This window comes from Chitinophaga japonensis (assembly GCF_007830125.1).
GTDB classification, from domain to species: Bacteria; Bacteroidota; Bacteroidia; order Chitinophagales; family Chitinophagaceae; genus Chitinophaga; species Chitinophaga japonensis.
Genome location: NZ_VLLG01000004.1, coordinates 193330 through 209661, shown reverse-complemented (window position 1 = coordinate 209661; position 16332 = coordinate 193330). Strand labels below are relative to the sequence as shown.

Genomic DNA, 16332 nt, shown 5'->3' with positions numbered 1-16332 from the left:
TTATAATTTTGAAAAATCGATGATCTGCTGTGCGTACTCACTCAGCAGCAGGCCCAGTGAGTTAATGGCGCCTTCAAACTCGATGAAGTCAATATTTCCCAATTGCATCGTATACCGGAACAGCACCTTATTACCGTCTTCACTGATCACGAAAGCGCCGTGAATGGTATCCCTGTTCTTCTGCAGGAGTTTTTTGAACATCTCCGCGTTGTCCGACCGGAATGAGAACAGGTACTGCTCCATGATCAGAATAGGCGGGGCGATACCAATGATAAGATTATTAATGCCATCCGGCTGGTTATCGATCTTGAGGATCCCATTTTGCTCATTCTTATACACAATCCTGCAATTCAGCCGGGCGGCAAAACTTTCTATTGTATCGATGTAGTTCATTGGCGTTAGTTTGGTCATTCTTTAACAAATCTACAGTAAGCAATTGATATTGCAAAATATTTTTGCATTGTTGTTAAAATAATTAACCTTAACTTTGCCGGGATGACAAAAATCGGAGCAAATATTAAGAAAATACGTACAACAAAAGGATTGAGCCAGCAGGCCTTTGCTGACCTGTTCGATCTTACGAGGGGGAATATCTCCTCCTACGAGGACAACCGGGCCGAACCACGGATAGAGACCCTTGTCCGGATTGCCAATTATTTTTGCATCCCCCTGGATAATTTCATCAAGGAGCACCTCACCATTAACGAAATCTTACAATTCAACGGGGATAAATTGCTCAGCGAAGAAAACCGCAATGTCCAGTTTCGCCTCCGGGAGGTCCCTTTCCTGAACGACCAGATGTACATGAAATGCCATTACCAGGAGCTGGCGTTCAATGACTGGAGCGCCTTCCCCAAGCTGGTTTTACCCGATACCAGCAACAATAACCTGGTGGCGCTGACCTTCAACCGGAACATCCCGCACCATGCGGCTACCCCCACTTACCAGATGAACGACGTGCTGGTGTTCGGGGAAGTAACGGAGGAAAACATCCACTTATGCCAGCATAAGACGGGGCTTTACGTAGCGGAAAAAGAGATTATGATCGGCCGGTATGAAATATCAGACAACGGGATCGACCTGGTGCTGAATGCATTTAAAAAGCAGCGGTTTGATTTCAAGCATAATATGATGTTCTGGAAACTGTTTGCGGTGTATGAACATGCTGTTTAGCTACTGTAATTTTTTGTCTCTTAGCTGCCTGTTTTTCTTTCGTTTGTATTTCCGGTACTCTTTTGTATTAACGATCACTTTTAAAACAATCAATGAGCCATTATAAGTCCAGCCATAAAAAGGAATTTCCCGTTGAAACTCCTTCCACTTTGAAGAATAATCGACGATTTCTTCAATAGTACTGGTAAACGCCAAAATTCTCCTGGATTCATCAAATTCATATTGCGCAGAAGGTGTCCAGTAGTTTTTGAAAGCGTATAACTTATGACTTTTTTCCTCAATGATGTAGGTTATGCCATCGAAGCCCTGTTGCCAACTTTTAATAAATTTATCACTTGGAATCTTTTGAACATCCAGCTTTTTGTACAGTTGCTTGATGTCGCTTACCTGTTGGGCTGTCAGGTCGTAAGATTTTATAAAAGACTCGCCGGTTTGAACGCCTTTCCAAAGCTCATTAGCATAAAAAACCATTCTATTAGCTATTGGAGATATCTCCAGGAAATATCTTGAAGAACTAACTCTTAAAAAATCTGTATCTGAATCAGGTTTAATCAGATTTATTTTTTCTATGTTTTTGAGATGATACCCATACCAAAAAGTAGTATCGCTATCTTTAGTTAATTCAATAGCGGACGAAAATTTCTGTCCAAAAAGATTCGATGCGATCAAGAGACAGAATAATTGAATAACAATCTTCATTTTAGTCCTGATATAACATACCCTGCAGTTCCCGGCCGGGCAGATTAATTAAGGTTTACTCGTTCTGCCCATTGAATTTCCGGCGGCAGTTCCCTGTCTGAAAATTCAATATGTATCACCCGTCTTCTCCTTTTATTTTCAGTCCTGCCTGAACTATGCAAGATCAATGGCTTCATTAACATAATCCCGCCTTGTCCCACGCAGCAAGTCGTTTCAGTCTCCTCTGCCCAGTTGATCGTTTCCGGTCTGTAAATTTTCTTTACATGCGATTTCGGAACAACCCTTAGTGCTCCATTGTTTTCGTCTGTGTCGTCAAGATGAATCCTGATTGTCGTAATATTCTCTAAAATGTCGATCGGTGGCTGAACTGCAAATTGATTTTGCTTTGTTGTCCAAGGTCCGAAATTTTCAAGTTCAACTTTTTTGTCAACCGATATCGTCAGGTCCTGATGATATGACACATACCAATTTGAAGTTTCGGGTTTATCGAAATAAATGCTCTTTACCACGAAGAAGCGATCGCCCATAATCTGCCGGATAACAGATCTTAGCTTGTCCGTAAAAATGAGATCAAAAGTCCCCGGCACCTCTTTTAAAAACTGCCGGATTGCAAATACATCATTCGATTTCCTGAAGGTCTCCTTTGTGGTGTCCGCACGATTTATAGCTGTCAAAATATTTTGGACTTCGTTTGTTGAATAGATACTTTCAACAATTGAAAAGCCATTATCAGAAAGTTCGTAGGCCGTCTCACGATATCCCGGGATATAAGGCTGTGCCATAAAGCTTGCATGTAACGCTCAAATATATACAATTATCCTATGAATGTAAGCATTGTCCAACCAGCCCAAACGAATCTTAAAGCGTTACATTAAATAGTAACCGGTGGCCTGTTCGGGACACGGTAAACTCATGGTCCTCAATTACCGGGTCAGTTACAACGATATAATACGGATTACACTCATTGCCCGATTTTTCTTTCTTATTGGTATAAGACAGTGTAGCGCTGGCTACATCGGGGATGTTTATTGTATATTTGAATGCCCCCTCTTTCGTATCGGCCACGCGAAACACAAGTGATCCGTACATGGGTGCGCCCGGCTCTTTTACGATCGCTCCACGCTCTGCAGGAATGTCTGTTGCCTCCGGGATGATGGTTATAGTTGAAGTATCAATGTTTCTTGATAAAAGAATATTCTCCCCGGTTTGTCCGTCTACCAATACCAGCCCTACCAGGGTGGGCGTTCCCTCACTAACTATGCCTTCGCAGGGATTAGACGGCTTTGATTTCTGACATCCTGTTCCAAAACTTACGGCGCCCAGCAGTATCAGTGGCAGGTAATAAAACTTCCTTGTAAGGGAATCAGCTAATTGTCTCGTTTTCATAAGGATTTTTATTAAACTTTCTCTCCTGGCTTTTGACTAAATTACAAGTTCCTTTGTTTCACCCACTTTTTTCTCACATGCATTATAAACGGCCTCCGCTTCCGCAAGTTTTTTTATAAAAATATCAGTGACCCTTTGTATAAACTCAAAGTTCTTCAGGCGTTCCCCGATGGAAATGTTAACAGGCATTTCCAGCATTACCGCCTTCTTTTTTTGATAAAGTTGCCGGGCGCTTTCAACCTGGTCCAATATTTTCCTCAGTTTTTCCTGGTCCGTTTTCTCTTTAAGATCACTGGCCTTGATGTTTTTCTTCCTGAACTCCACCAGCGGCCCGCCAAATCTTATATCTGCGTTATTCTTGAAGAACCTTTCCGCTGCTCCCTTCTGTGTCAGATTCCCATCATTGCTTTTATCTTTGTTTACCTCCTTGTTGTATACATCCTGCAACATGGCCATTGCTTCCCCCACTTCATTATTTACCACTGCCAGGGCGGCTTGTTGCCCTTCCTGGGGGACATCTTTAAGTATTGTCTCAATCTTTGCAGCCCATGCACCTGTTGCTATCGGATCGGGAATCAGGTTCAAAGCAATTAACTCGCCGCTCAGCTTTTGTATCCTGGCAATCTTCTCCCTGATCAATACGGCAAGAGCATCAATCTGTCCCTTCATGCCTAAGGGTGTATTGACAGAGAGGGCCGCATGCTTTCTCTTGTCTTCGGCTTCCGGGAGGTGGGACAATTGTAAGTCGGTAGCAAAGGCAAAACGGCCGGCAATCTTGGATTCCATGTTTTCTGCCGTTAGCTTTTCATCAAATTGTTGTTTAAAGTAGCGGTCTTCCAGTGGTATTGCCTGCTGGCCTGTTACTGCTTTCACGTCGGGATGGGGCTCGTCCAGCCCAAGGGGGCGGCCTGTGATGGCGTACATTTCCATTTCGTTATCGTCCAGCAGTTTGGTAATCTCATCCTGTGCACCATTGGGAAACACCATTCCACTGTCCAGCTCATCATCAAGCGGCTGCGCGTAAGTTCCGGACCAATAATCCCTTTTATAGGGTTGAGCGCTCTTCTGCAATTCAGTGGCACATTTCTCCCAGGTATCCTTGTTGGCGGCCGGCAATACCGCAGCCGGCAATGCCTTTATCGCTTCGTGCAGCTTCGTTTTAGACATAAAGGGAACCAGGTTTTTCGCAACAGATGAAGCCCCGGAAAAGATTTTCAGGAATGACAGCTCATCGGCTAGTACGTAGGACGACAGCAGGGTAAGAAAGCCGGTGATCGCTTTTTGATGCGCGATCCATTCCGGAGGTTTGGGCAGTGTGCGGTCAAATGCTTCCTGTGCAATCTCAATACTACGAAACATCATTCCTGCCATGATTTGCGCAAGCGGGCCGGGAGTCGTTGTCGATTGTATTTTTTTTGTTGCTTCTTCATACACGAGCGGAACATCTTCCGGTAGTACCCCGCTGGTTTCCTGTATATATACGTCATTGGATATGGCGGCGGAGAAAGCGTCCAGTTCACCAGCGAGTAAATGCTCCGGTATGCCGTGAACCCCTAACCACTTATTAAGCGCTGTAACCGGTATTCCTGACATGATATTATGACCGGGCGGGGGCACCGGGGATACGCCATCGCTATGTGCAATACCGAGCGTAGTGTTAAGATGCGCTTTCACGGCAGCGATATCCGCTGCATGTTCATGCTGGCTGGCGGGAGCCAGTTCATTCCTGGGCGGGGTAATATATTCTATGTTCGCCATGCCCCGGCGCTGCCAGTTTTCGCTCACCAATCCCAGCAGGATCAGCTTGTCCACTATACGAAGATGCAGGCTGCTCAGATCATTATGATCGGCAGATATATGGAACCTTCCTTCCGGATCATTTCCATAATCAAGCCCGTACTTCAGGCCCCCGATCAGGAACTGGCCGATTTCGGCGGTGAACCCATTTTCACCATCCGGCGTAAGCATGCCAGGGGCTACTTCATTATGAGGGCCATACACGGGTATCTGTGTTTCTATTTCATAACCGGTGAGGCGTTGGATCACCCCTTGACCAGCCGGCAGCCGTTGGGCGACCGTAGCCCTGGCAGTCATCCCCGGCTGAAAAGCGGCCGCCCGCGCGCCCATATTATCCGCTTCCCGCTCCAGCCCCGGATCATTGTTGGCAGCATTGCCTTTGTACTGGATAGCAGGAGCAACTCTCTGCTGCTTTTGCTGCACCACATGCCATGCTTCATGGGGCAAATGCCGCTCCTGTCCCGGACCAACGTAGATATCCGTTCCCCTGGCATAGGCCAATGCCTTCATTTGGGCCGGGCGGCTATCATTATAATGCACTTTTACATCATCCATTGCCAGGCCGGATAGCTGTTCTACTCCCGTTTTCAAATGATCAGGCAGACCGGTATCGTTGCGTTTGAACTGGAAAGGAGTTGGCAAGTGCCCTCTCTGCGCCGGTTCTCCGGTGTTATCCGGCGACGGGTCCTGCAATTGCAGCGAAGTAATGGCCGGCAAAGCAGTACTGGCGGTATTCTGCGATGCTGCAGCGACAGAAGATGGAGCATTGGAAGCGCCGGTCCTGGATTGATCTGATTGCATGGGCAAAAATGGGCTCTTTGAGGGAACAAAGGTATGTACACTTTAAAGGTAACACTATTTACAGCAATAATCCTGCTATCATAACCGCAAAACGACTGGCTGCAATCAGACCGGGAATCGAAGCCGGTACAACTACCGATTGGGCAGTTCTCTTTAAAGCAGTGCTGATCTTTTGGCCAGGCAATGGTGGCGGGGCCGGAAAGAAGTATTATTCCGCTTCCTTTTTACGCTTTTCCCGCGCGGAGCGCCAGTCCACTTAAAGCCGTGCCGGCCAAGGCCAGTACAAGCGTAACAATGGCCCCCGCTTTTCCACTGCCTGAACCAAAAACAGCCCCGGCAGATACGCTGAGATGCACCACGCTGAGCAAAATGGCGATGCCTCCCAGTAACAAGGCAATGATGGCTTGCCCCTGCTTCCTGCCGCCATGCTCCGCACCGGCAATCGGGGCTGAATTTGCGCGCGCTTTAGCCCGCCATCCCATCCCCAGGCTGATGATCGCTATTATTCCCCCAACGATGGACCACGCACGCCCGGTAGTAATGCCGGTAACAGCCGGTGATGTACCGTCAGGCGCCGCTTGCGAAAACACGCGCCCGGCTGCAAAAAGAAGAGACCCGATAATTAAGCAAGCCGCAAAAATAAATGGAAGATACTTTTTAACGAAGGTCCTGCCCTGTAAGCTCATAAAACTTTTTTTGACAAAGCTACATGCGGCGCATCGGGCAAAATTGGAAAATCGCGACATGTTACCGCCGCCGGATCAGGGATTGAACTCTTCAAAGGCCCGGTAATCAACCGCTTCCTTTTGGTGCCGAAAAAAAGCTTTGGGGTTATATCCTGAAAACAGGCGAAAGTCATGAATAAAGTGAGACTGATCGTAATAACCGCAGTGGTAGGCCATTTCCGTCAGCGACCCGGGCCATTTCGCCAGTCCCTTGATAACCGCGTTGAACCGGGCGATTCGCTGGAACTGTTTGGGGCTATACCCGGCATAGTGTATGAATTTCCTTTCAAACTGCCTGCGCGACAAATAACAGGCATCTGCCAGCGCCGGGATCGACAATGCCGTCGCGGAAAAAAGCACCTGTTTTATCGAGGCAAAAACCGGGTGCTCCGTTTCCCGGCTCTTTGCCAGCCGCTGCAGGATAAAACATGAAATGATCATGGCGCGCTGCCGGTGATCCGTGGCTGCAAACATCTTTTCCTCCAGCTCCGGCCCTTCCCTGCCCAGCAGCATGCCGATGTCCACTGTCTGATCGCTCAGCGCATGGGCTGGCAAGCCAAAAATGGCAGGAATGGCGTAGGGAAAAAGATAGATGCCGAACAGGCAGAAATCACTTGCAGTAGACAGCTTTTTGAAGCCCTGCATCTGCCCGGCTAAACAGGAAAGGGAAGTTGTTTGCCGGTCGGTCCCGGTTCCATATGCTTCAAATTGTCCTTTGCAATAAAATATCCATTCCGGCGCGCTCTCCGCCAGCACGCGGTGGCAGAACGGCGCTTCGGCGCCAGCCGAACCTTCCAGCACCCAAAAGAACTGGATATATTCTGCAAGCCGGGCGGGAGGTGCTATGGTATAGTAGTGCATGATTTCCCGGTATATTTGAAAAAAGTATGGTATCAGCCACTGGTTTATTCCGATACTTCCCAGGCAAAATACAAATATTTCCACAAACGAGCCATTGTCTAAATCCCCCTGCTCAAAGTCTATCCGCCTCCTCGCCCTTGCAGGTAATAAGTCTCACCCACCCCCAAAATCCTGCAGCCTGTAGTTAAATGAAAGCATGAAATACCTGGCCAGCCGGTTGTGCTGCCGGTCTACGATCCTGTTATCAAAAACATCCCGGGAAATGCCGGTGTTTTCATTGAAAAGGTCAAAGCCTGCCAGTCGCAGTGTGCCCTTGTTGCCTTTCAGGAAGCGCCGTTCAACATATACGTTCAACAAGGTTGGATTGGCGTTGCCGGTATTGTACCCGTTATTGATAGTGTGGGAAAGATCATATCCCAGGGTCCAGTTACTGAAAAAATAGTTCCTGCCTCCCAACCGGATAAAAATGCGATGGACCTGCCTGCCTTCAAATGCAGCGGATGAGTAGCTGGTGCGGTTAAACGAGTACGCCGTGTTGAGCTCGGCGTCCACCACATCCTCCAGGTCCAGGCGAAACTTCAGCCCCTGCCGGATATCCAGGTCTTTGCCCACGTTCCTTTCTTCATTGGTAAAAGCAATGTTGTTACTGAAGGCGGCGTTGCCGAAGTAAGTAAGGGTATAGCGGCGATCTGCAAACGGCCTGGAAATGGTATAGAAGCCTTTCACATGATAAAACCCGTCCGTATTCACATAGCTGGTCCTTTCCTTCAGGCTGTCGGCAATGATCACCCTCGTAGTTACAATTTTATTCCGGGTCTGGTTCAGGGCCAGTTTGGCCAACATGGTATAACCGGACGACCAGTCCGACTGTTTGTATTCCAGGTAAAGATCATTGGAAAACTCGGGTTTCAGATCCGGGTTGCCGGTTACCGTATTCTGGAGATCGGAATTATCGGTAAGGGGCTGCAGTTGGGTAAAGCCCGGCGCCCGGCTCCTGCCGTAATACCTGGCCGAGAAAGTTTTCTTCCTGGAAAAACGGTACACCAGCCGTGCAACGGGGATCAGGTTGAACAGATGCCTGGAAGTAACATTATCCCGGCTGAGGTCCTGTCCTTTCAGCAATGAGGGCTGGGCAGACATCCCGATCATGTATTTCAGCTTTTCCTGCTTGAACTGGTAGCTAAGCCCGATACGATGGGTAACGAACTGGTAATTATAATGATTGCTTTGCTGGAGGTTGGGCTTTTGTTCACCGCTGATGGGGTCCACATCGCTGGTGTTGCGGATATTTTCCGTACCGGACCTGTCCCATTCGTATTCCAGCACGGCATAGGAAGCCGCTGACAGCGGCTCTATATACGATGCTTCTATCTCCGTCCGGACCACTTTGTTGCTGGTGGCAGCCAGTTGCAACTGGTCTTCGTTCGTGATATTGCCGGACGAATCGGTGATCGTGTACCGGTTCTTTACATCGCTGTAGGCATCCCCGCCGGAAACGCTGATCTCCGCCTCCAGGCTCAGGTTACGGCCGCGCTTCCGGAACTTATGATTATAGAACAGCTCCGTGCCTATGTCCGATGCGCTAGCGTTGCTGAAAGACTGGTTATGCTTAACAGAGGAGCCGCCCGGCAGGAACGTTTTTGTAAGACCTGTATTATGCGAGGAATTGGCGTTGTAGGCAATATCCGGCTCTATTTTAAGATAATTACTGGAATCCACCTGGTATTCCAGGTTCCAGGAAAACCGGTGCTGATCCTGCCCGGAATGGCTGTTCCTGTTCTCATCCTCTATTTTGGTATAATCCTGGAAGATGCTCTGGCTGTACGTAGACGCTATGATGTCATGCTGCCGGTTGTTATAACGGTAGCTCCCGTACGATTCCAGCGCTGCGCCCCAGTTGTCGCGGTAATTGACCTTTACCGATCTCCTTTCGGAGATGCCGTCCCCGCTTTCCGTATTATTAACGGCGCCATCAAACGCAATTTGCCGCTTCCCCTGCAATATATTGGACCGGAGGCGGCCCAGGTAGCGGCCCGCTGTGCCCAACCCGCCGGTGGCCTTGCCATAATAGCCATGCTCCTTATCCGGCTCCAAATTGATGTTCAGTATTTTTTCGGGAGTGGTGCCCTTAACGCCTGTTACCGCCGCCTTGTCGCCGTAGTCGTCAATAACCTGCAGGTTCTTCACAATATCGGCGGGAAGGTTTTGAATGGCAGCGGCAGCATCATCGCCGAAAAAGTCTTTGCCGTTCAGCTTTACCCTGGTAATGGGCTCCCCCTGTACGGTCATGTTGCCATTCTTGTCCACCTCCATGCCGGGCAGCTTTTTCACGATCTCCTCCACCGCATCGCCTTCCCTTACCTTGAAGGCTTTCGCATCGTATTCAATGGTATCCTCCTTCACTTTTACCGGCACGGTAGCCCTGACCACGATCTCTCCCAGGCGGGTCTGCGCATCTGCCAGGATAATTGTATCCAGCAGTATGCTGGCGGCGCTTTCCGCTACCTGATACTGCCGGATAAAAGTTTTGTACCCGATGAAGCTTGCCTGCAGCCTGAAGCGGGGCGATCTGACCTTGCTGAAAACAAACCCGCCGGCGGTATCCACTGCCAGCGCCAGGCTGTCCGCGTCAGACACCAGCATCACCACCGCGCCAGGCAAGGGATTGCCGGCGCTGTCCCGGATATGTCCTTTCACACTCCTGGTATGTTGGGCATAACCGGCAATGGACAGGAGTAAAAGAAATATTATCCAGGTGATCCGCATAGGTTGCTGTCTTGCGCCGGGCAGCGGTTCCCCCTACTTCCCGGCCGCTATCCCGTTCAGGAATTGCTCAATGTTCGTATAGCCGTCCCCATCCTTATCCAGGCTGGCATCTCCTGCGTCATTCGGGTTCAGGCCATGCTGTTTCTCCCAGGCATCCGGCAGGCCATCGTTGTCGGCGTCTTTATAGGGCGCGCCTTTGTATTCCGGGTACCCGCCCACCTGGCTTACATCTGTAATGATACCCATCTTATAGGAATCAATAGGCAGGCGGCGGTGCTCAAACTGTGTTGCGGGTAATTTTACATCCTTCGGATAGCTGATCTTGCCGGTCCTTACCTGCTCAATAACACGGGCATCCACGGGGTCCCTTTCAGGAAGCGTAGCGCCTGCGTGCTTCAGCACATAGTCAAATGCCTCTTTTGCGGACATAATGGTTACCGGCGCCATTGGGAAAGGCTTTGTCCAGCGCATATAAGCCATGTATTTCGCGGAAACCGGACCCTCGTGGTCATTTTCATCCTCTACCTGAACGCCTCCGGCCCAGTTATCCCTGGTTATTTCGGGGTATCCTTCCATGATATTGCCATGCACATAAGCGCGACCGAATACTTTATACTTCAGCTTACTGCGGCCGGATTCAGGCTTCAATATGCGGTGGCCTACCGGCGAGCTTTTCGAAGTAGCCGGACCGGGCTTGAAATAATTGTTGATCATGTTGTACGTGGCGGTATAATCGCCGCCATCCACGGAACGATGCACCCAGTTGAATACCACGTTGTTTACAAAATTGAAAATGCCGTTCCAGCCGATGGAGGGATTACGGCCGGTATTATCCGCCCAGAGGTTCCGCATGAAGGTAGCGTTCTCGCCGCCCAGCGTGCTGCCAAAGGCGTGGTTCCAGGTATCCAGCCCTTCAGAGAAAATGGAATGCTGGATGGTGAGGTTCACCGTGGGCAGCTTTTCCTCCTTCTTGCCGGTGCTGTCGTTATACATATGCCGATAAAAGCTCATATTCTCGTCCAGTCCCCAGCTCGTGGAAACATGGTCTATGATGATGTTGCCCACAGGATTGCCGCCGATGGCGTCGTCGCGGCGGCCTACAAAGGTTTCGCCACGGCGGAAGCGCATGTACCGTATGATCACATCATGCGTATTGATCCATACGGATTCCCCGGCTATGCACACGCCATTGCCCGGAGCTGATTGTCCCGCAATGGTAATATAGGGAGCGCGTATGATCAGCGGGCTTTTCAGGCGAATGATGCCGGCCACATTGAACACCACCGTACGGGCGCCGCCCTGTTCGCAGGCCCAGCGGAAACTGCCCGGGCCATCATCATCCAGGTTGGTCACCACCAGCACTTTACCCCCGCGGCCGCCAAAGCTGTATTTGCCGCCGCCTTCCGCGCCCGGGAAAGCCGGGATGTCCGCCTGCGGCAGGTCTGTAGGCCGGTGCGCCCAGGGAATATAAGGTTTGCCTTTCCTGGCTTCCGCCTGGATGATCGGCCATGCCTGCTGCCAGGCGGAATCAGAATGGCGTTCTGCCGCTTCCATTAATGCGCGGCTGGCGTGCGCCACCTCTTGTGGCATTTTTGGATATTGCGCGGATGCAGGTTGTAGTCCGCATGCTGTTACCAGCGCAAGTGCCAGGCCGTAGCGCCGGAATGTTGATTTTTTCAGATACGTGAAATTCATCAGCAACTCGTTCTTTTATGATTTGTTTTTACAATAAACCTCTTAGCTGCTTTCAAAAGAAACAGATTTCCGCACAGGAAAAAAACCATTTCCGATGTAAATGGATATTATACGGATGAGGCGGGATTACAGCATACTGAATTAAGCAGGGTCAATGGTCCAGCCAGGCTTTAAAAAGCGGTGTCTTCTGGCTGCTGATCACGATCTCCTCTTCCTGTTCCGGCGACAAGAGCAGTTTGAGCCGGCCCTTAAAATAAGGGTGCACTTCCTTCACGGAATCGATGTGTATGACCAGGTTACGGTTTACATGAAAGAACATCACCGGGTCCAGCATGGTCATCAGCTCGTCCAGCGTATAGTCCAGGGGAAAACGCTGCCCGTCCCTGGTCACCAGCAGGGTGACTTTATTGCGAGAATTGAAATAGGCAATATCGCTGCTTTTAACGGCTTTGATCCGGTTGCCTGTTTTTACCATGAAGCGGGATTTATAGCTATGCCGGCCTGTCCTGATGATCTGAATGATCTCGTTAAAATGAGGGTCGTTGCCAGGAGGCCGCATCTGGGAACGGATGGCCTCCATTTTCCGGAGGCTTTTCTCCAGTTTCTGGTATTGTACCGGTTTTAGCAGGTAATCTATGCTGTGCACCTGGAAGGCGTCCAGCACATACTGATCGTACGCCGTGCAGAAAATGATCGGGCACCGGACGGCTACCTGTTTAAAGATATCAAAGCACAAGCCGTCTGACAAATGAATATCCAGCAATACCAGGTCCGGCTGCCGGTGATCCCCAAACCATTTTACCACCTCCTCCACAGAGGACAGGATCGCCAGGGGCCGGATACGTGCGTCATATTGCCTTAAGAGCCCGACCAGCCTTTCCGCAGCAGGTTCTTCATCTTCAATGATCAATACTTCCATTGGCAGTAAGTTTTATTCATCTATCTCCAATAGCGGTAAATCTACTTTAAAAAAATGGCGGTCGCAACTGACATTGACCTGCAGGGCAGACAAATGCTGGTAACGCTTCCGGATGTTCTCCAGGCCGCTTTCCGACCTTACCACGGCCCCCTTTTGTAAGGGCTGGTAAGCGTTTTCCACAGTGATCCATTGCTTCCCCTGCAGGTAAACCCGGATGCGCAATGGCTGGTCCCTGGAAATGGTGTTGTGCTTCACGGCATTCTCCATCAGCATTTGCAGGGATAATGGCGGGATACAGCAGGCACGCGCCGTATCGGGAACACCGGGAATATCGATCACCAACCCCTCTCCAAAACGCTTCTTCAACAGGTGGCAGTACGCTTTTATGAACTCCAGCTCCGTATGCAGCGGCACCAGCTCCTCTTTTTTGTGTTGCAGCACATAGCGGTACACATCGGCAAACTTGTCCAGGAAGTTCTGCGCTTCGTCCCGGTCTTTGTCGATCAGGCTGGCCAGCACATTAAGGTTGTTGAACAGGAAGTGCGGGTCCAACTGCATCCGCAGTGAGCTGAGCTGCGCCTGCAGGCTGTCCTCCTTCAATTGATTGGCCTGTACCTGCGCTTTTTTCCATTGCATCATGAAATAGATGCCAAAGTTGACAGATAACAGGGGGATGGTAAAAAGCAGGCCATATACGTTCAGCACCATCACCTGTGTAAGGTCCGGCGGCGTACTGTTGGTGGTGATCTTAAAAAGATAATAGGTAAGGTTGATACAGCACAGGGAGTACAGGGCGCTTACCACCAACTGGATAAAAAATCGCCTGGTGGTATGCTTCATCCATGGAATACTCCTGTCCAGCAGGAAATAAATATACTTGTTCCCAAACCACAACAACAGGATCACCGTAATGATCCAGGCCATTGCCACTATATAAAAGCTATTCATGATCTATCTGAAGGAAATTTCCTTTACCTGGTTCCATGGAATATACTGGTACTTCTTATTGGGTAACCATATGATCACCCCCCAGTTCTTGTCGCTTACATCGTTGGCCCAGCCCAACAGCAAAGTGCTATTGTTCCTTAGCCTGACTTTGGAATAACGCTGCCTGTAGGGCGCAATGCTGCTAATATAGTAAAAGGGGATCTGATAAAATAGCCCGTCTTTATTTCCATCCAGCATTTCCACGTTCCACTCCTCATCCAGGTCAAACATGCAGGTGCCTTTGTAGGTCCGGCTATCCGTGGTATGCACGGTTGCATATAAGCGGGACGGCTCCGGATAGCTATCATAATCCAGCCCTGTTGAAGGCTGCGCCTGCAGCGTGAGGGAACGGAACGCTTTCCATTCTACCAGCACTCTCCCGTACAGGGGATGCATGACGATGATGCCCTTGTTTGCGCTGCTGACATCATCCGATGCGCCCAGCAGCATACTTTCACCGGAACGAAGCTGCACCAGGGACTGGTCGCCCTGTCTTTCTATACGGGCAATATGCGCAAAGGCATAGCTTACGGGTGCATTGTCCGGGGTTTTCCCGCTCAATTTGTGTGCGTTCAGGTACTTATACCGGTTCCACTGTATAAACCCGGTGATGGGGCCATTGGAGGTATGCACGGTGCCGTAAAGCGGCGCCCATCGCCCTAACCGGGAGTTTTTGGGCGTATTCCTGAAGTTCACCCTGCTGATCTCGTCCCATTTAATGGTCTTTGAATCACCTCCCACGTAAACAACAATACTTTTTCCCAGCTCGGCCGCTTCATCTTTGTAGGGTACTGCCCTGACCTTACTCCCGTTCTTGAAATAGATCTGCGCTTTATCTGACCCGGTGACATGAATAAAATCAATATCCCCGAACCGGCACAGGATCTCCTTCTTCCGCCGCGGGTACCTGTCCTCCCACAAGCTCATGAATTTCCAGTCAATTTCCCGCCCGCCCTCTTCGTTACTCAGTCTTTTGATCTGGGACCCATCCAGGTACTTAAATACGTTCTTATTGGTGCTTTTCGCAACTGACAGCACGTCGCTCCAGAGCCGCTGTCCCCCGCTCCATTTTATAGGCCCGGTATACGTCTGCTTATTTTTCAGCACCACCTCCCCGTAAACATATCCCTGGTACTGGGCCTTTGCCGGCTTCAATACCATACCCAAAAAGGAACCAAGGATAAATATCAAGCGAGCATAAACTCCCATCATAAAAATTATCGAATAGATAAATATGCTGATAAAATACAATAATTCACTTCGCGCACCAAGCTTAGCCTGCTGAACCGGGATTTAAGCAGGCTGAAGCCAGCAATCGTGTTGCCGGAGTGATAAAACTTTCCCGGCACGCCTATCCTGTACCAAATACATTTTATTATATTTGTTTTTTAAATACCTGCCGATAAGCTTTCAACCCTGTGATTGTTTACCTTAGACAATAATACGCCTTATGCGATACGCTGATTCCCCTTCATCGCGCAGTATCCTGGAAACTGCCCTTGTATTGCTGTTGTTGCTGGCATTATTACTGGCATTGTATGATGTGCTGAAGATCTTCTTTGGCGTATTCACCTTTGCGCTGATCTTCTATGTATCTATGGAGCAACCTTATAAATGGCTGGCCCGCCTGCTGAAACGGAAGCGGAAACTGGCCGCTACGATCTATGCCGTGATACTGATCCTGATAGTGGCGCTGCCGTTCATTTACGCCATTGCGGCCCTGGGCAGGCATGTAAAGGATATATTGCACCTGGTAGACGACGTAAGGGTACATGGCCTGCCAGACCTGCCGGACACCGTTACAGGCATGCCTTATGTTGGAGATACTGCCTTCAGCTTCTGGCAACACCTGCAGGAAAACCCCAGGGAAACACTGATTGGCTATGAGCACCAGGTAAAAACAATCCTGTATCATATCCTCACCGGTGGAGCAGGCATCGCAGGCGCTGCTGTGCAGATAATACTTGGTATCATTACATCAGCATTCCTGCTGGCGGGCGGCGACAAGATATTACAGATGTTCAGGTCCACGTTGCAGCACTTATTGGGAAAAAGAGATGGTTTGAGCCTGCTATATGCCACCGCCCATGCCATCAAAGGGGTTTCCATCGGGGTAATGGGAACGGCGTTCATAGCCACTCTCATCTCCTGGATAGGCTTTGCTATTGCCGGACTGCATTTTAAAGTATTATTGGCAGCCCTGGTGTTCTTCCTGGTACTGATACAGGTAGGTCCGCTTATCGTATGGGCGCCACTGGTAATATGGGCAGCCGTGCAGGGACACACGGGCACTGCCATATTCCTGGGCATTTATGGTGCGGCAGTGCTGGCAGTTGATGCAGTATTAAAACCCATACTGATAGCAAAGAGTGGCGGCAGGCTGCCATTCCTGGTATTGTTCATAGGCGTGGTAGGTGGAATGGCCGCCTGGGGATTTACCGGCATGTTCAAGGGAGCGATCATTATGGCTGTTTTTTATACCGTATTCACTTCCTGGCTGGAAAGAAAGCACCTGTCGTAATG

Annotated in this window: 14 protein-coding genes; 2 read left to right on the top strand and 12 right to left on the bottom strand. The window is 49.6% G+C overall.

What is annotated here, in order from left to right:
* Positions 1-393, bottom strand: a complete 393-nt coding sequence (locus LX66_RS17975) for a type III secretion system chaperone family protein (RefSeq protein WP_145716142.1) — start codon at positions 391-393, stop codon at positions 1-3.
* A gap of 102 nt (positions 394-495) precedes the next feature.
* Between LX66_RS17975 and LX66_RS17970 the strand changes: the two genes are divergently transcribed.
* The gene (locus LX66_RS17970; protein ID WP_145716140.1) at positions 496-1173 is read left to right on the top strand and encodes a helix-turn-helix domain-containing protein; all 678 of its coding nucleotides are present in this window, start codon (positions 496-498) and stop codon (positions 1171-1173) included.
* On the opposite strand, the gene LX66_RS17965 is transcribed toward LX66_RS17970, so the two are convergent.
* From LX66_RS17965 to LX66_RS17915, 11 genes are all read right to left on the bottom strand, one after another.
* Positions 1174-1872: a hypothetical protein gene (locus LX66_RS17965; protein ID WP_145716138.1), complete on the bottom strand. Its 699-nt coding sequence runs from the start codon at positions 1870-1872 to the stop codon at positions 1174-1176.
* 44 nt (positions 1873-1916) lie between these two features.
* Positions 1917-2654 carry a phytanoyl-CoA dioxygenase family protein gene (locus LX66_RS17960; RefSeq protein ID WP_145716136.1) on the bottom strand — a complete coding sequence of 246 codons (738 nt, stop codon included), beginning with the start codon at positions 2652-2654 and terminating at the stop codon, positions 1917-1919.
* A 76-nt stretch (positions 2655-2730) separates the two neighbouring features.
* Entirely contained in the window at positions 2731-3258 is a 528-nt protein-coding gene (locus LX66_RS17955; protein WP_145716134.1) for a hypothetical protein, read from the bottom strand.
* A 36-nt stretch (positions 3259-3294) separates the two neighbouring features.
* Positions 3295-5856 carry an eCIS core domain-containing protein gene (locus LX66_RS17950; protein WP_145716132.1) on the bottom strand — a complete coding sequence of 854 codons (2562 nt, stop codon included), beginning with the start codon at positions 5854-5856 and terminating at the stop codon, positions 3295-3297.
* A 224-nt stretch (positions 5857-6080) separates the two neighbouring features.
* Positions 6081-6542, bottom strand: a complete 462-nt coding sequence (locus tag LX66_RS17945) for a DUF6223 family protein (RefSeq protein WP_145716130.1) — start codon at positions 6540-6542, stop codon at positions 6081-6083.
* Positions 6543-6617: 75 nt separating this feature from the next.
* On the bottom strand, positions 6618-7442 hold the full coding sequence (locus tag LX66_RS17940) for a helix-turn-helix transcriptional regulator (RefSeq protein WP_145716128.1): 825 nt from the start codon (positions 7440-7442) through the stop codon (positions 6618-6620).
* A 153-nt stretch (positions 7443-7595) separates the two neighbouring features.
* Complete coding sequence (locus LX66_RS17935; RefSeq protein ID WP_145716126.1) at positions 7596-10208, bottom strand: TonB-dependent receptor; 2613 nt, start codon at positions 10206-10208, stop codon at positions 7596-7598.
* 33 nt (positions 10209-10241) lie between these two features.
* Positions 10242-11798: a polysaccharide lyase gene (locus LX66_RS17930; protein ID WP_407643606.1), complete on the bottom strand. Its 1557-nt coding sequence runs from the start codon at positions 11796-11798 to the stop codon at positions 10242-10244.
* A gap of 256 nt (positions 11799-12054) precedes the next feature.
* On the bottom strand, positions 12055-12822 hold the full coding sequence (locus LX66_RS17925) for a LytR/AlgR family response regulator transcription factor (RefSeq protein WP_145716124.1): 768 nt from the start codon (positions 12820-12822) through the stop codon (positions 12055-12057).
* 12 nt (positions 12823-12834) lie between these two features.
* Positions 12835-13770: a sensor histidine kinase gene (locus tag LX66_RS17920; protein WP_211366359.1), complete on the bottom strand. Its 936-nt coding sequence runs from the start codon at positions 13768-13770 to the stop codon at positions 12835-12837.
* 3 nt (positions 13771-13773) lie between these two features.
* On the bottom strand, positions 13774-14970 hold the full coding sequence (locus LX66_RS17915) for a hypothetical protein (protein ID WP_145716121.1): 1197 nt from the start codon (positions 14968-14970) through the stop codon (positions 13774-13776).
* 289 nt (positions 14971-15259) lie between these two features.
* Between LX66_RS17915 and LX66_RS17910 the strand changes: the two genes are divergently transcribed.
* Positions 15260-16330 carry an AI-2E family transporter gene (locus tag LX66_RS17910; protein ID WP_145716119.1) on the top strand — a complete coding sequence of 357 codons (1071 nt, stop codon included), beginning with the start codon at positions 15260-15262 and terminating at the stop codon, positions 16328-16330.
* Positions 16331-16332 lie beyond the last annotated feature (2 nt).

Bases quoted from the DNA above. Each gene is read 5' to 3' on its own strand.
- LX66_RS17975 (WP_145716142.1), bottom strand. From the start codon at position 393: ATGAACTACATCGATACAATAGAAAGTTTTGCCGCCCGGCTGAATTGC.
- LX66_RS17970 (WP_145716140.1), top strand. From the start codon at position 496: ATGACAAAAATCGGAGCAAATATTAAGAAAATACGTACAACAAAAGGA.
- LX66_RS17965 (WP_145716138.1), bottom strand. From the start codon at position 1,872: ATGAAGATTGTTATTCAATTATTCTGTCTCTTGATCGCATCGAATCTT.
- LX66_RS17960 (WP_145716136.1), bottom strand. From the start codon at position 2,654: ATGGCACAGCCTTATATCCCGGGATATCGTGAGACGGCCTACGAACTT.
- LX66_RS17955 (WP_145716134.1), bottom strand. From the start codon at position 3,258: ATGAAAACGAGACAATTAGCTGATTCCCTTACAAGGAAGTTTTATTAC.
- LX66_RS17950 (WP_145716132.1), bottom strand. From the start codon at position 5,856: ATGCAATCAGATCAATCCAGGACCGGCGCTTCCAATGCTCCATCTTCT.
- LX66_RS17945 (WP_145716130.1), bottom strand. From the start codon at position 6,542: ATGAGCTTACAGGGCAGGACCTTCGTTAAAAAGTATCTTCCATTTATT.
- LX66_RS17940 (WP_145716128.1), bottom strand. From the start codon at position 7,442: ATGCACTACTATACCATAGCACCTCCCGCCCGGCTTGCAGAATATATC.
- LX66_RS17935 (WP_145716126.1), bottom strand. From the start codon at position 10,208: ATGCGGATCACCTGGATAATATTTCTTTTACTCCTGTCCATTGCCGGT.
- LX66_RS17930 (WP_407643606.1), bottom strand. From the start codon at position 11,798: ATGCCACAAGAGGTGGCGCACGCCAGCCGCGCATTAATGGAAGCGGCA.
- LX66_RS17925 (WP_145716124.1), bottom strand. From the start codon at position 12,822: ATGGAAGTATTGATCATTGAAGATGAAGAACCTGCTGCGGAAAGGCTG.
- LX66_RS17920 (WP_211366359.1), bottom strand. From the start codon at position 13,770: ATGAATAGCTTTTATATAGTGGCAATGGCCTGGATCATTACGGTGATC.
- LX66_RS17915 (WP_145716121.1), bottom strand. From the start codon at position 14,970: ATGGTATTGAAGCCGGCAAAGGCCCAGTACCAGGGATATGTTTACGGG.
- LX66_RS17910 (WP_145716119.1), top strand. From the start codon at position 15,260: ATGCGATACGCTGATTCCCCTTCATCGCGCAGTATCCTGGAAACTGCC.